Here is a 13,759-nt window from a genome sequence, read left to right as displayed (position 1 = left end):
GCCACCTGGCGACGACGACGTCCTCCTCGGTCGGGCCGGACAGCCCGCGACGACCGGCCCCGTGCCACTCCGGCGCCATCTCGACACCGGCGCGGCCGTGGCCCTACCGCCCCGACCATTGGCACTCACCGTATGCGAGTGCCAATGACTTGTTTAGCACTCTCCCTAGCCGAGTGCAAGCACGATGTCCCCGCTCAGCCGAGTTCCGCGGCCAGTCGGGCGGCGTTCACCGGGCCTTCCTGCGCGCGCTGTTCCGCGTACGCGGCGACCAGCCCCACGAGCTGCGCCAGGTAGGCCGGGGTGGCCAGCACCGCGCCCACCACGGCCACCGCCGCGGCACCGGCTGCCGTGCTCGGGGCGGCCATCGGGTCCACCCCGAAGGCGAGCTGGTTGACCGCCCCCAGCACGCCGTCCAGCACCGCCGCGGCGATCAGCGCGCACAGGACCAGCGCGACCCGGCCCAGCACCATGCCGAACCGCTGGTGGAACATCCGCCAGGCACGGCCGATCGGCTCCTGCCGCTCGAACAGGTAGATCGGGCCGAACAGGGCGAAGGCGCAGGCCGCGTAGAGGCCGGGCAGCAGGCAGAAGCAGGCGCCGACCGTGATCAGCAGCGAGAACACGAGGGTCCAGCCCCAGAGGCCGAGGGCGCGGCGCAGCCCGTAGCGGAGGGCGGCCCCGACGCCGACCGGCTCGCCGGCCGCCTGGCGGGCGACCACCCAGGTGCCCGCGGCCCAGCCGGTGCTCTGCAACGGGCCGAAGATCAGGGCGGCGAGGAGCACCACTCCGTAGAAGGCGAAGACGTGCTCGAAGTAGCCGTCGGGCAGCACCGGGGCGCCGTCCGGGCCGGTGACCGGCTGGTCGGTCGGGGCGAAGGCGAGGGAGAGCACCGCGATCACCGCCGCCGGGACCGTCTGGGTCAGCAGCATGATCGGCAGGAGCTGCCGCCAGCCCCGCCGCAGCGCGCCCCCGCACCGGCTGAACCAGCCGCCGACGCCCGCGTGCGGCGGGGTGACGAGCGGGTCCTGCGGGTCGAGGCCCGGGTGCCAGCCGTACGCCTGACCGGGCAGCGCGTAGCCCGGGTAGGCCGCGCCGGGCAGCGGAGCGGCACCGGCCGGCCAGGTCCAGCCCTGCGGCGGCCCGGCCGGGTCCGTCCGGTACGGGTCCCAGGGCTGCGGCCCACCGGCTGCGGGCTGCTCGGGGGCGGCGAACCCGCCGGAGCCGGCCGGCCATCCCTGTTGCGCGGGCACGGCGGGCGACCCGGGCGGGCCGGGTTGCGCCGGCACGGCGGGATCGGCCACGGTGGCGGGCCGGCCCGGATCGGTCGGGGTGGGCGACCCGGGCGCGGTGGGGTCGGCCGCGTGCCCCGACGCCGGAGCCGGCACGGCGGCCGGCGGCGTGGACCGGGTCGGGTCGGCCGGGACACCGGGCGACGCCGGGGACACCGGCTCGGTGGCACCCGACGGGGGCAGGTCGGACATGAGCCCTCCTCAGCAGCGACAGCTGGAACGGCTCATGATCTTCCACGGCGCGGGCGCGCACCGCAGCCCCCTCGTCGGGGTGGAGCGGCCGCCGATCGGGCGGCGGCCAGGAAAGATCAGGCGATGACGCGGACCCGCTCGGCCTGCGGGCCCTTCTGGCCCTGGGCGATCTCGAACTCGACCCGCTGGCCGTCGTCCAACGCCTTGTAGCCGTCCATCTCGATCGCGGAGAAGTGGACGAAGACGTCCTGCCCGCCGTCGACGGCGATGAAGCCGTAGCCCTTTTCGGAGTTGAACCACTTCACGGTGCCCTGTGCCACGGTGCACTTCCTCACTCTGCGCGGCGTTCCACAACCCCGGCGACCGGCGGACCGGCACCGGTGAGCCACCGGTTTCAGCGATCGGCGACGGCCGCTGAATCGAGTGACCGAAATCGCACGCTACACGAGGCGTGACGACCGCGCACGACCACAAATCGGGCATATTTCGGCCACGGTCCGCGCCCGGTCGGCGCGGGTGCCGCCCCTTCCGGTATGCATGCGAGATGACCAGCGCGCCCACCACGACGACCACGGTCCGCCGGGTCCGCCCGTCGGACGCCGCCCGGATGCGGGCGCTCCGGCTGGAGATGCTGGCCGACTCCCCGCTGGCGTTCCTGGAGACCGTCGCCGAGGCCGCCGCCCGGCCGCACGCCGACTACGCGGCCCGGATCGCCGCCGTCTCGCACGGTGAGCAGAACGCCCAGTTCGTCGCCGACCCCGGCGGTCGCCTGGTCGGCCACGCGGGCGGCACGGCCGCGCCGGACGAGCCCGGGCTGACCCTGATCTACGCCGTCTACATCACGCCGGCCTGGCGGGGCCGGGGTCTGCTCGGCGCGCTCGTGGAGGAGGTGGCCGCCTGGTCCCGGGCCTGCGGCCGGCCGGAGCTCATGCTGGAGGTGGTGGTCGGCAACGACCGCGCGTGCCGGGCGTACGAGAAGCTGGGTTTCGTGGACACCGGCGTGCGCGTCCCGCACCCCCGGATCCCCGCCCTCCACGAACTCCAGATGCGCCGCCCCGCCTGACGGGTCCGGGTGCGCCTGTTGCTGCCGAAGCGACGACAGACGCACCCCGACCGCAGGATCAGACGTGCCGGCGGCTCTGCACGATCCGGAACCGGTTCGCCACGTACGCCCCGTCCGTCAGCGCCGAGTTCGCCGCCGGGTTCGCGCCCGAACCGTGGAAGTCGGAGAACGCCGCCGACTGGTTGACGAACACCCCGCCGGTCAGGTTGCAGGACAGGTGCACGCCGGCGTCGATGGCCGCCGCCTCGGCCGCGTCCAGCACCGCCTCGTCCGTGGAGTAGACGCCGGCGGTCAGGGCGCCCTTCTCCCCGACGGTGGAGCGCAGGATCTCCAGGCTGTGCGCGGTCGAGTCGGTCGCGATGGCGAACGAGATCGGGCCGAACCACTCGCGGGAGTAGGTGGCGGTGTCGCCCGCGTCCAGCTTCACCACGGTCGGCGTCCGCACCACCGCGTCCGGGAAGGACGGGTGCGCCACGGCCCGCGACTCCAGCACGGGCTCGCCGACCTTGGTGACCTCCTCCAGCCGCTCCAGCACGCCGTCGTTGACGATGGCGCCGGTCAGCTCGACACCCCGGACCGGGTCGGCGGTGAGCTTGGCGACCGCGCCGGCGATGCCGGCGGCCACCTCGTCGAAGCTCTTGTGCCCCTGGTCGGTCTCGATGCCGTCCCGGGGGATCAGCAGGTTCTGCGAGGTGGTGCACATCTGGCCGCTGTACAGGGTCAGCGTGAAGCCCAGGTTGCGGCACATCCCGGCGAAGTCGTCGGTGGAGTCGATCACCACCGTGTTCAGGCCGGCCTTCTCCGTGTAGACGGCGGCCTGCCGGGCGTTCGCCTCCAGCCAGTCGCCGTACTCGGTGGAGCCGGTGAAGTCGACGATCCTGACGGCCGGGTGCAGGGCCAGGGTCGAGGCGAGCTTCTCGCCGGCCGCCTCGGGGGCGAGCTGCACCAGGTTGGGGTCGAAGCCGGCCTCGGCGAGCACCTGGCGGGCGTACTTCACGGTGATGGCGAGCGGCAGCACGGCACGCGGGTGCGGCTTCACGACCACCGGGTTGCCGGTGGCCAGCGAGGCGAACAGCCCGGGGTACGAGTTCCACGTCGGGAAGGTGTTGCAGCCGATCACCAGCGCCACACCGCGGGGCACCACGTGGAACGTCTTGCTCATCCGCAGCGGGTCGCCCTTGCCGGCGGCCTTCTCCCAGCCGGCCGTGCCCGGGTGCCGGGTCATCTCGGCGTACGCGTAGGCGACCGCCTCCAGCGCCCGGTCCAGCGCGTGCGCGCCGCCGGCCTGGAAGGCCATCACGAAGGCCTGGCCGCTGGTGAACTGCACCGCGTTGGCCAGCTCGAAGACGTTCTTGTGCAGCCGGTCGAGGATCTCCAGGCAGACACCCACCCGGGCCTGCGGGCCGGCGTCGCGCCAGGCCGGCAGGGCGGCGGTGGCGGCGGCCACGAGCTGGTCGGCGCCGGCGTGCGGGTAGCGCACGTCGAGCGCCACGCCGAACGGGCTGACCTCGGTGGCGACCGTGTCGCCGTCGCCCGGCTGGTCGAGCGGGAAGTCGCGGCCCAGGTACGCCTCGAAGGCGGCCTTGCCGTCGGCGGCGGCGGTCTCGCCGTAGACCCGGGGGCTGGGGGACTCGGGATAGGCGGACCAGTACCCGCGCTCCGTGATCGCGGTCAGCGCCCGGTTGAGGGTCTCGGCGTGCCTGTCGTACAGGGGGTGCGGGGTCTCCGTCATGCCCGCCATCATGCAACAGCATGACCCCAGATCAGTAGTGGCGTGTCACAAGTCAGATCGTCAGCTGCCAGTCGGTCGAACCGGCCGCCGGCCGGTAGCCGAGCTGCTCGTTGATCGCGATCATGTGGGTGTTCGCCGCCGCGTTGAAGGTGTCGATCACGCGCAGCTCCGGTTCGTGTGCCAGCACGTGGTCGAGGTTCTCGATCTTCGTGAGCAGCCCGAGCCGGTGGCCCCGGTGTGCCGGGTCGACGATGGTGGTCTGCTGCCAGGCGTGCCAGGTGGTGTTGGCGGCCAGGCTGACCATGCTCCAGGCGACCAGCCGGCCGGACGCCTCGTGCACCGCCCCGACGCTGTACCGGCGGACCCCGCGCGCGTCGAGCGCCCGCTCCGTGCCGCGGATCCGCTCGGCGTCGACCTTCTCCTGCTCCCATTCGAGGTCACCGAGGGGCGCGTCCACGAGGAGCCGCCCCTCCAGGTAGGCGACGTCGGCGACGTACTCCTCGGGGGTGTGGTCCGACCAGCGGACCGTGCGGTAGCCGGCGGCGGCCGTGCGGGCCCCGGCGAGCAGGTCGGCCAGGTGCGGCCGGTCGAGCGCGGTGACGTCCAGCCGGCGGCGGACGTCGGCGAGCGCCGGCTTCGCGCCGACAGCGGCGGCGAAGGCGGCCCCGGGCAGCTCCCGGCCCTCCTCCCCCGGCAGCGCGGTGACGGTCGCACCGATCAGCCGCTTGCCCCCACGCTCGCGCAGCAGCCGCAGCCCGTGCTCGTGCAGTGCGCGCCCCACCCCGCGCCGCCGGTACGCCGGATCCACCACCAGCTCGACGCCGGCGTTGTCGGTGTTGTCGAGCGTGTGCAGGTGGATGCGGAGCCAGCCGGCGGGCGCCCCGTCGAGGCGCGCGACCCACCAGCGGGTGTCGACGCCCGGCATCGGATGTCGCAGCGGAGCCTCGAACCGCCGCCGGCACAGCGGGGGAAGGTCCGGTTCGTCCACGGCCTGAGCCGCGACCGCCGTCCGGTACACCGCGTCGAGGGTCGCCTGGTCGGCGGGATCGAGGGGGGAGACCGAAATGCCCATGTCTGTGAGCGTGGCCCACCGGACAGCGAAGGGGCCAGCGGTTTTCCGCCGGCCCCTTCGGACGTTGGTCGGGAGGGACGTCCGCACAACGCCTCCGGCGTTGGGTCGCAAGAACTTGAAAAGTCTCCGGCGGATGCCCTCCCGCACGGAGCATCTTGCGCCGTCCAATTCCTGCCGTCAAGTGCTTGTCGGCGCGTTTTCCACACTCACAGCGAAAAGTCAGTTACCCAGCGGATCACCCCAATCCCCCGACCGGGCGATCCGCCCTCCCCCGCCCGGCCGAGCCGGGGCGGGTCAGGAGAGGAGGCCGGCGTCGCGGGCGGCGCGGAGGCTGGGCTTGATGCGGTGGGTGGGGCCCACCTCGGCGGCGACCGCGTCGAGGGTCTTCAGGCCCTCGCCGGTGTTGAACACGACGGTCTCCGCCGCGGGGTCGAGCCGGCCGGACTCGACCAGCTTGCGCAGCACCGCCACGGTGACGCCGCCGGCCGTCTCGGCGAAGACGCCGGTGGTCCGGGCGAGCAGCCGGATGCCGGCGCGGATCTCGTCGTCGTCGGCGTACTCCATCCAGCCGCCGGTGCGGCGGACCGCCTCGAGCGCGTAGAGGCCGGCGGCCGGGTCGCCGATGTTCAGGGACTTGGCGATGCCGGTGGGCTTCACCGGGACGATGGTGTCGGTGTCGGCGTGCAGCGCGGTGGCGATCGGGTTGCAGCCGGCGGACTGCGCGCCGAACACCTTCCAGCCGCCGGCCGGCGCCTCGACCAGCCCGATCTCGACCAGCTCGGCGAACGCCTTGTCGATCTTGGTGAGCAGCTCGCCGCTGGCCATCGGGATGACCACCTGGGCCGGGATCCGCCAGCCGAGCTGCTCAGCCACCTCGTAGCCGAGGGTCTTCGAGCCCTCCGCGTAGTAGGGCCGCACGTTCACGTTGACGAACGCGGTGTCCTCGAACTCGTCGGTCTCGACCAGCTCGCCGCAGAGCCGGTTCACGTCGTCATACGAGCCGTCGATGGCCACCAGGTCGCCGCCGTAGACGGCGGTGGTCACCACCTTGCCCTGCTCCAGGTCGCTGGGGATGAAGACCACCGAGGGCACCCCGGCCCGGGCCGCGTGGGCGGCCACCGAGTTGGCCAGGTTTCCGGTGGAGGCGCAGGCGTAGCGGGTGAACCCGAGCGCCCGGGCGGCGGTCAGCGCCACCGAGACCACCCGGTCCTTGAAGGAGTGGGTCGGGTTGCCGCTGTCGTCCTTGACCCAGAGCGGGGCGGTGATGCCCAGCTCGGCGGCGAGGTGCGGGGCGGCGACCAGCGGGGTCAGGCCCGGGTCGAGGGTGACCCGGGTGGCCGGGTCCTGGCCGGCGGGGAGCAGGGCGGCGTACCGCCAGAGGTTGTCCGGGCCGGCCTCGATCTGCTCGCGGGTGACGGCGGCCAGTGCCGTCGTGTCGTAGTCGACCTCCAGCGGGCCGAAGCACTCGTAGCAGGCGTGCTGGGCAGCCAGAGGGTAGCGCGCGGAGCAGGCGCGACAGACCAGGGCGCGGGCCGGGCTGAGGCTGGTGTCGATGCCGGAGGCGGCGGGAAGCGTCGACGTCATGTCGAGGAGTTCCTCTCATCTTTCCCCGCATCGCCGGGTGCGGCGGGGACGGAATTGGCACCTGCCCGCCGTCGCTCGTCGTCGAGCGCGCGGGTGGTTGCCGGGGCGTCATCGGGCCGTATCCCTCAGCCCCTCTGGATGAGGTATGCAGTTGTGCCGCCGAGTCTATGCGGGCGCCGGGGCGCGGCGGAGCCGGGATCCCACGGTGTGAGCCCCCGGGCCCCGCCGGCCCCTCGGGTCAGCGCGCGACGACCGCGACCGGCTCGATCACCGCGACACGGTCGGTCACCGCGACCGCCGCCGGCGCCGCGGGCGCCTTCCGGGTACGGGTGGCCAGGTTCGCGGCCACCAGGGCGGCGATGGTCAGCGCCGCGCCGACCAGCTCCACCGCGCCGGGCCGGTAGCCGCGCAGGATCTGCACCGCGAACGTGGTCACCGGGACCAGGTTCATGAACAGCGCCGCGTCGGCCACGCCGAGCCGCCGGATGCCGGTGTTCCAGGCCAGCACGGCGAGGACGGCGGCGACCACCACGGCGTACGCCAGTTGCGGGGTGACCGCGACGAGGTCGGCGGCGGCCGGCAGGTGCTGGAGGCCGGTGAGGTCGGCCACGGCGCTGACGGCGAGCATGGCGAGGAGGCCGGCCACGGAGGTCAGGGCGGTGTAGCGCAACGGCGACCACTGGGTGAACCGGCTCGCGCCGTGCGTGTAGACGGCCCAGCCGAGCACCGCGCCGACCATGAGCAGCGCGCCGACGCCGAACTGGTCCAGCCCGTCGAGCCGGCCCCGGGTGATCACCAGTCCGACGCCGAGCAGGGCGACCAGGGAGAGGCCGAGCAGTGCCGGCCGGGGGCGTACGCCGTCGCGCGCCCAGCGGACGAGCTGGGTGACCAGCGGGGTGCTGGAGGCGAAGAGGGCGATCTGCTGCGGGGTGGCGTGGCCGAGGGCGAGGTTGGTCAGCACGTTGAAGCCGGCGAACCCCAGCACGCCGAGCAGCACCACCTCGGTGGTCCGCCCCCGTGTCCGGAGGGCGCCCCGTCCCTCGCGGGCCAGCAGCAGGGCGAGCAGCACGGCGGTGGCGAGCAGGTACCGGGCGGTGGTGAGGTTGAGCGCGTCCACCCGGGTGAGCGCGCTGGCCAGCACCGGGAACATGACGCCCCAGCTCACCACGGCGAAGAGCGGGAAGGCGGCCGAACGGAAACGCATCGCGGCTCCAATGTTCGAGTATCGTCGAACCAACGGAGCCGACTCTAGGAGGTTGTTCGACGGATGTCGAACATGGGTTACGCTGGTCACATGGAGCTGCACGAACCCGAACTGCGCGAGATCCCGGTCACCGCCGTGCTGGCCGCCCTGGCCGACGACGTCCGGCTGCAGATCGTGCGCACCCTCGCCGAGGGCGGCGAGTACGCGTGCGGCACCTTCGAGTTCGGGGTCTCCAAGGCGACCCGCAGCCACCACCTGAAGGTGCTGCGCGAGGCCGGCCTGACCCGGACCCGGGTGGCCGGCACCAGCCGCTACGTGCGGCTGCGCCGCGACGAACTGGACCGCCTCTACCCGGGCCTGCTCGACGCGGTCCTCACCACGCCCGCCCGAGCCTGACCCCCGCCCCGGGGGCAACGCGGGACGGCCGCCGGCTGGGATGATCGCCGGATGCGAACGGCGGCGGCGCGGATCGGAGTCCTCGCGGGCATCGGGGTGCTGGCCGCCTGCGCTCCCGCGCCGGCGCCCGACCGTGCGAGCGAACCGGCCCCGCCGACCCCCGCCACCAGCATCTCGCCGACCCCGCCGGCCTGCTCGCCGGAGGGGATCCGCATCACCGAGCTCGGGGTGGACGCCGCCATGGGCCTGCGGGCCATGGGCCTGGAGCTGGTCAACTGCGGCGACCGGCCGTACGTGCTGGAGGGTTACCCGGCACCGAGCCTCCGGGACGCCGACGGGGACCCGCTGACCGTCCAGGTCATCCCCGGCGGGCGCCCGATCACCGCCGGCTTCGACCAGCCGCCCACCCGGATCGTCCTGCGCCCCGGTGAGCGGGCCAGCGCCGCGCTGCTCTGGCGCAACCTGGTCACCGACGCCACGGTGGTGGCGAGCAACGGCGCCCACCTCGACGTCGCCCCACTGCCGGGCCGGCCCGCGCAGCCGGTCGAGCTGGACGGGCCGATCGACCTCGGCAACACCGGCCGCCTCGGCGTCAGCGCCTGGAAGCGGTACGACCGCCCGTCCTCGCCCCGGCCACCCGCACCCAGCGACCTTCCCTCCTTGGCGCCAACCCACGACAGCCGCCTCTGAGCTCAACCCCCATCGAGGATCTTGGTTGGAAACGGCCCCTTGAGGGGCCACTTCCTACCAAGATCTCGGGGAACGGTTGGTCAGGCCGGGACCGAGGGACGGGCGGCGGGCTCGGTGACCACTCCGCGACGGCGGGAGATGAGGGCGTCCAGGGCCCAGCTGCCCGGACCGAGCACCGCCACGAGCAGGAACGACCAGCAGAAGAGGGCCGCCAGCTCGCCGCCGTTGTGCAGCGGCAGCGGGTGGTCCGGCTGGTGCACCACGAAGTACGCGTACGCCATCGAGCCGGAGGCGAGCAGCGCGGCGGGCCGGGTGAACAGGCCGGCGAGCACCAGCGAGCCGCAGACGAGCTGGATCAGGGCCGCCCACCAGCCGGGCCACTGGGCGAAGGGGACCGCCTTGCCGGTCATCGGATTGCCTCCGAGAACGCCGAAGAGCGACGCCACGCCGTGACAGAGGAAGAGCACCCCGGTGACCATGCGGAAGAGCGCGAGTATTGGACCGTTCAGCCGTGCCGGAACCATCGTGACCTCCTGAAACGTGGTGGACGTAGCCCCAGGATGACCGACGACTTCATCGAACTTAATAAATTCTTTGTTAACGGGACGGGAGTGTGGGAACGCTCCCAAGACGTGAGCCGCTCAGCTTGTTACGTCCTTGCGGGTGAACCGCCAGAAGGCCAGCCCCCAGAAGAGCGTGGCGTAGGCGATCGCCGAGATGGCGCCGCGCACCACGTCGTCGGTCTGCACCGGTGTGGACAGCAGTCCCAGCCACGCGCTGCTGAAGTGGGTGGGCAGGAACGCGCGCAGGGCGCCCAGCGCGGTGATCTGGTCCAGGATGCTGGAGAGGATCCACAGCAGCACCGCCCCGCCGACCGCGCCCAGCGCCGCGTCCGTGGTCACCGAGAGCAGGAACGCGAGGCCGGCCACCACGAGCAGGACGACCGCCAGGTAGCCGAGCACGGCGAGCAGGCGGACCAGCCCGTCGGCCGGGGCCAGCTCGGCGGAGACCTGGCTGCGCAGCGGGGACCAGCCGTACCGCAGGGTGCCGGCGAGCAGCGCGGTCCCGGCGAGCAGCACCAGCGCCAGCGCCGAGTACGCGAGCGCCACCAGCAGCTTCACCGTGAGCAGCCGGGCCCGGGGCACCGGGATGGCCAGCAGGTAGCGCAGGCTGCCCCAGCTCGCCTCGCTGGCCACCGTGTCACCACAGAACAGCGCCACCACGACGACCAGCAGGAAGGACGACGACACGAAGATCGAGAAGAGGGTGAAGTTCAGCCCGCCCGAGGTGGCCAGGTCGACCAGGCTGGCGAACTCGTTCCGGCCGTTCCGGTCGTCGTCGCCGGAGTCGAACTGGAACGCGACCAGGATGATCAGCGGCAGCAGCACCATGAAACCCAGCGCCAGCTGGGTGCGCCGGCGCGACGCCTGCCGGCGGAACTCCGCCCGGAACGGCAGGGTGCCCGACGGCCGGTAACCGGTCGCCGCCCCCACCGGTCCCACGGAAGACGACTGCGCCATCACCGGTCCCCGCTTCCCCGAGAGTTCTCGCCCACCAGGGCGAGGAACGCGTCCTCCAGGCGGCGCCGCGGCACCACCCGGTCCACCCCGATGCCGGCCCGGACCAGTTCCGCCACCACCTCGCTGCGGGCGGTGCCGTTCGTGTCCACCACCAGCGCGCCGTCGCCGTCGGGCAGCACCCGTACGCCGGCCAGCCGGTCGAGCACGGTGCGGGCCGCGTCCGGGTCGCTCACCTCGAACAGCACGCTCGGCGACTCGCCGACGATCTCCTCGACCGGGCCGGACGCCACGATCCGCCCCTTGTTCACCACCACGGCGTGCGTGCAGGTCTGCTCCACCTCGGCCAGCAGGTGGCTGGAGACCAGCACGGCCCGGCCGTCGGTGGCGTACCGCTGGAGCACCCGGCGCATCTCGGCGATCTGCGGCGGGTCCAGCCCGTCCGTCGGCTCGTCGAGCACCAGCAGTTCGGGCAGGCCCAGCATGGCCTGCGCGATGGCGAGCCGCTGGCGCATGCCGTGGCTGTAGTTCTTCGTCCGCCGGTGCACCGAGTCGCCCAGACCGGCGATCTCCAGCGCCTCCTCGAAGTGCGCGTCCGCCCACGGCCGGCCGGTGGCCCGCCAGTACGCCCGCAGGTTCTCCAGCCCGGACAGGTGCGGCAGGAAGCCCGGACCCTCGACCAGCGCGCCGATCCGGGAGAGCACCGGCGAGCCCGGCACCAGGCGGTGGCCGAACACGTAAATCTCGCCGGCCGTCGGCTGGGTCAGCCCCATGAGCACCCGCAGCGTGGTGGTCTTGCCGGCGCCGTTCGGCCCGAGCAGGCCGACCACCTGGCCGGGGTGCACCTCGAAGTCCACGTCGGAGACGGCCACGAAGCCGTCCGCGTACTCCTTGCGCAGGTTGCGGACGGCGAGCGGGACGCCCGCGTACGCCGGGTGGACCGAGCTGTCCTGGCGGCGGTGCCGGCGGCGGGCGACCAGGACGACCACGACGAGGCCGACCGCGATCGCGGCGAGCAGGCCGACCAGCACCCAGCGCCAGACCGCCGCGGTGGTGGGGATGGGCGAGGCGTCGACCGTGGGCAGCACCAGCGGGCCGTCGCCGAGCGCCACGGTGTGCACGGCCGGCTCGGCCGGGGTGGCGTACGCCTGGTCGGAGGTGGCCACCACCACCCGCAGCCGGTGGCCGGCCTCGATCCGGCGGACGATCGCCGGCAGGGTGACGGTGACCGGCTGGGCCGCCTCGACGGTCCGCGGCAGGCCGGTCAGCCGGACCGGCGCGACCAGGCCGTCGGGCAGCGTCGCCGCGCCCTGCGGGTCGACGTCGTAGAGCTTCACGAAGAGCACCGCCTCGCCGGTCGCGGAGGCGGCCCGGATCCGCACGGTCGGCGCACCCACCACGTCGACCGGGTCGGCCAGCGGGGCGGACTGGAACCGGGCGTGCTGGCCGGGGATGTCGCCGGCCACCCCGTCCAGCAGCGAGCCGAGCGCACCGGCGAACGGCACCGACGAGATCGCCGCCGGGTTGCCGTTGGGCGGGTTGGCGACCGGCTGGGCCGGGCCGGCCAGCGTCACCTCGCGGCGGCCCTGCCCGGTCACCCCCGGATAGTCGGCGGTGCGGAAGCCGGTGGCCACCAGGCCCCGGTCGAGCGCGTCGAACCCCGCGATGCGGGAGAAGGTGAAGCTGTCGCCGGGCGCCTCCCCGGCACCCTTGACGTAGTGGTCGAGCCACTGCGCGGTCAGGAACTTCACCCGGTCCGAGTCGGAGGTCGGGCCGGTGCCGCCGTCGTGGCCGCCGGTGAACCAGGCGACCCGCACCGGGGTGCCGGCGGCGGCGATGCCCCGGGCGTTGGCGTCCGCCTCGGTGAGCGGGAAGAGCGTGTCCGCCTCGCCCTGCACCAGCAGGGTGGGCGCCTTGATCCGGTCGAGCACCCCGGCCGGCGAGGAGCGGCGCAGCAGGTCGACCGCCGGGCCGTCGGCCCGCCCGGAGGTGGCGATCCGCAGGTACGCGGCGCAGACGTCGGCGGCGAACCGGCCGCAGGACGGGTCGGCGGTGCCGGCCGGGCCGCGACCGGGGCCGGTGCCCGGGCCGGCGCCGGGCTGCGGGCTGGGCGCGCCGGCCGACGCCGGAGCGCCCTCCGGCTGGGCCGCGCCGGTGCCGGCCAGCCCGGCCGGGCCGGAGCCGGCGTTGCCGCCGCCACCGAAGAAGATGCCGGCCCAGCCCTTCTTGAAGACGCCCTCGGTGGGCGCCCTGCCGGTGCTCTCCGGCAGGAAGGCGCGGGACAGGTCGTTCCAGGTGATCATCGGGACGATCGCGTCGACCCGGCGGTCCTGGGCGGCCAGCAGCAGGGCCAGGCCGCCGCCGTACGAGCCGCCGACCACACCGACCCGGGGGTCCCCGGCCGCGTCGAGGCGGATGTCCGGGCGGGCGGCGAGCCGGTCGAGCAGCCGCTGGGCGTCCCGCACCTCGTAGTCGGGGCTGTCCAGGTGGATCTCGCCGCCGCTGCGGCCGAACCCGCGCGCGGTCCAGGTGAGCACCGCGTAGCCCCGGGCGACCAGGTCCTCCGCGTCGGAGCGGACCGACTCCTTGGTGCCGCCGAAGCCGTGCGCCAGCAGCACCGCCGGGACCCGGTGCCGGGCCGAGGCGTCGCCGGGCAGGTAGAGCGTGGTGTCCAGGTCGACCGGCTGGTCGCCGGCCGGTCCGGAGCGCACGGTCACCAGGGCCGCCTCGGTCCGGAAGTCGGGGCGCTGCGGGCGGGCCGCCCAGACCACGGCGGCGGCGACCAGGACGACCACCACCACCGCGGCGACGATCCGGCGGGTACGGCTGGCCAGGGCGCGCCGGATCCGCGCGACGGGCAGCGGTGATCTCATGCGGCACACGGTACGGGCCACCGGCTGAGCGTTCCCTGAGATCCGCCGTACGTCCGTCCGGCTGCGCCGTTCGTTGTCCGGGTCCCGTCGAGCGTGGAAGGTCCAGAGCGTCCCAGCGAGATGAATTCGGATCCCGTGGAATCACAT

At 73.9% G+C, this 13,759-nt stretch carries 12 protein-coding genes and 1 riboswitch; of the genes, 3 read left to right on the top strand and 9 right to left on the bottom strand.

Annotation, left to right across the window (positions count from 1 at the left end):
• Window positions 1–194 precede the first annotated feature (194 nt).
• Both FXF50_RS24210 and FXF50_RS24205 read right to left on the bottom strand, forming a co-directional pair.
• Window positions 195–1,481, bottom strand: coding sequence for a hypothetical protein (locus tag FXF50_RS24210; RefSeq protein ID WP_148431172.1), 1,287 nt, complete (start codon window positions 1,479–1,481; stop codon window positions 195–197).
• 116 nt (window positions 1,482–1,597) lie between these two features.
• Window positions 1,598–1,801, bottom strand: a complete 204-nt coding sequence (locus tag FXF50_RS24205; RefSeq protein WP_067305333.1) for a cold-shock protein — start codon at window positions 1,799–1,801, stop codon at window positions 1,598–1,600.
• A gap of 224 nt (window positions 1,802–2,025) precedes the next feature.
• Here FXF50_RS24205 and FXF50_RS24200 point away from each other — a divergent pair, with 224 nt between their 5' ends.
• Window positions 2,026–2,544, top strand: coding sequence for a GNAT family N-acetyltransferase (locus FXF50_RS24200; RefSeq protein ID WP_148431171.1), 519 nt, complete (start codon window positions 2,026–2,028; stop codon window positions 2,542–2,544).
• Between the two features lie 58 nt (window positions 2,545–2,602).
• Here the strand turns inward: FXF50_RS24200 and paaN are convergent, their stop codons facing one another.
• From paaN to FXF50_RS24180, 4 genes are all read right to left on the bottom strand, one after another.
• Window positions 2,603–4,276, bottom strand: coding sequence for a phenylacetic acid degradation protein PaaN (paaN, locus tag FXF50_RS24195; protein WP_187399795.1), 1,674 nt, complete (start codon window positions 4,274–4,276; stop codon window positions 2,603–2,605).
• Between the two features lie 52 nt (window positions 4,277–4,328).
• On the bottom strand, window positions 4,329–5,348 hold the full coding sequence (locus tag FXF50_RS24190; RefSeq protein ID WP_148431169.1) for a GNAT family N-acetyltransferase: 1,020 nt from the start codon (window positions 5,346–5,348) through the stop codon (window positions 4,329–4,331).
• A gap of 294 nt (window positions 5,349–5,642) precedes the next feature.
• A complete protein-coding gene (gene thrC, locus FXF50_RS24185) occupies window positions 5,643–6,932 on the bottom strand; it encodes a threonine synthase (RefSeq protein WP_148431168.1) in 1,290 nt (429 codons plus the stop codon).
• 12 nt (window positions 6,933–6,944) lie between these two features.
• Window positions 6,945–7,077, bottom strand: a riboswitch (SAM riboswitch).
• A 93-nt stretch (window positions 7,078–7,170) separates the two neighbouring features.
• Window positions 7,171–8,136 (bottom strand): DMT family transporter, encoded by a 966-nt coding sequence (locus FXF50_RS24180; protein ID WP_148431167.1) that lies wholly within the window; start codon window positions 8,134–8,136, stop codon window positions 7,171–7,173.
• A gap of 90 nt (window positions 8,137–8,226) precedes the next feature.
• Here FXF50_RS24180 and FXF50_RS24175 point away from each other — a divergent pair, with 90 nt between their 5' ends.
• Complete coding sequence (locus tag FXF50_RS24175) at window positions 8,227–8,532, top strand: helix-turn-helix transcriptional regulator (protein WP_148431166.1); 306 nt, start codon at window positions 8,227–8,229, stop codon at window positions 8,530–8,532.
• A 51-nt stretch (window positions 8,533–8,583) separates the two neighbouring features.
• Window positions 8,584–9,222 carry a DUF4232 domain-containing protein gene (locus FXF50_RS24170; protein WP_148431165.1) on the top strand — a complete coding sequence of 213 codons (639 nt, stop codon included), beginning with the start codon at window positions 8,584–8,586 and terminating at the stop codon, window positions 9,220–9,222.
• Between the two features lie 80 nt (window positions 9,223–9,302).
• Here FXF50_RS24170 and FXF50_RS24165 read toward each other — a convergent pair whose 3' ends face one another.
• The 3 genes from FXF50_RS24165 to FXF50_RS24155 form a co-directional block, all read right to left on the bottom strand.
• A complete protein-coding gene (locus FXF50_RS24165) occupies window positions 9,303–9,746 on the bottom strand; it encodes a DoxX family protein (RefSeq protein ID WP_148431164.1) in 444 nt (147 codons plus the stop codon).
• A 117-nt stretch (window positions 9,747–9,863) separates the two neighbouring features.
• Entirely contained in the window at window positions 9,864–10,742 is an 879-nt protein-coding gene (locus FXF50_RS24160) for an ABC transporter permease (RefSeq protein ID WP_148431163.1), read from the bottom strand.
• On the bottom strand, window positions 10,742–13,612 hold the full coding sequence (locus FXF50_RS24155) for an alpha/beta fold hydrolase (RefSeq protein WP_148431162.1): 2,871 nt from the start codon (window positions 13,610–13,612) through the stop codon (window positions 10,742–10,744). Before FXF50_RS24155 ends, FXF50_RS24160 begins: the two co-directional genes overlap by 1 nt.
• Window positions 13,613–13,759 lie beyond the last annotated feature (147 nt).

Source organism: Micromonospora sp. AP08 (assembly GCF_008085935.1).
Taxonomy (GTDB): Bacteria; Actinomycetota; Actinomycetes; order Mycobacteriales; family Micromonosporaceae; genus Micromonospora; species Micromonospora chersina.
Note: the sequence above shows the minus strand (reverse complement) of the source record. Positions and strands in the feature narration are given on the sequence as shown.

What these genes read in the sequence shown, in the direction of transcription:
- FXF50_RS24210 (WP_148431172.1), bottom strand. Translation starts at nt 1,481, where the DNA reads ATGTCCGACCTGCCCCCGTCGGGTGCCACCGAGCCGGTGTCCCCGGCG.
- FXF50_RS24190 (WP_148431169.1), bottom strand. Translation starts at nt 5,348, where the DNA reads ATGGGCATTTCGGTCTCCCCCCTCGATCCCGCCGACCAGGCGACCCTC.
- FXF50_RS24165 (WP_148431164.1), bottom strand. Translation starts at nt 9,746, where the DNA reads ATGGTTCCGGCACGGCTGAACGGTCCAATACTCGCGCTCTTCCGCATG.
- thrC (WP_148431168.1), bottom strand. Translation starts at nt 6,932, where the DNA reads ATGACGTCGACGCTTCCCGCCGCCTCCGGCATCGACACCAGCCTCAGC.
- paaN (WP_187399795.1), bottom strand. Translation starts at nt 4,276, where the DNA reads ATGACGGAGACCCCGCACCCCCTGTACGACAGGCACGCCGAGACCCTC.
- FXF50_RS24155 (WP_148431162.1), bottom strand. Translation starts at nt 13,612, where the DNA reads ATGAGATCACCGCTGCCCGTCGCGCGGATCCGGCGCGCCCTGGCCAGC.
- FXF50_RS24175 (WP_148431166.1), top strand. Translation starts at nt 8,227, where the DNA reads ATGGAGCTGCACGAACCCGAACTGCGCGAGATCCCGGTCACCGCCGTG.
- FXF50_RS24160 (WP_148431163.1), bottom strand. Translation starts at nt 10,742, where the DNA reads ATGGCGCAGTCGTCTTCCGTGGGACCGGTGGGGGCGGCGACCGGTTAC.
- FXF50_RS24170 (WP_148431165.1), top strand. Translation starts at nt 8,584, where the DNA reads ATGCGAACGGCGGCGGCGCGGATCGGAGTCCTCGCGGGCATCGGGGTG.
- FXF50_RS24180 (WP_148431167.1), bottom strand. Translation starts at nt 8,136, where the DNA reads ATGCGTTTCCGTTCGGCCGCCTTCCCGCTCTTCGCCGTGGTGAGCTGG.
- FXF50_RS24200 (WP_148431171.1), top strand. Translation starts at nt 2,026, where the DNA reads ATGACCAGCGCGCCCACCACGACGACCACGGTCCGCCGGGTCCGCCCG.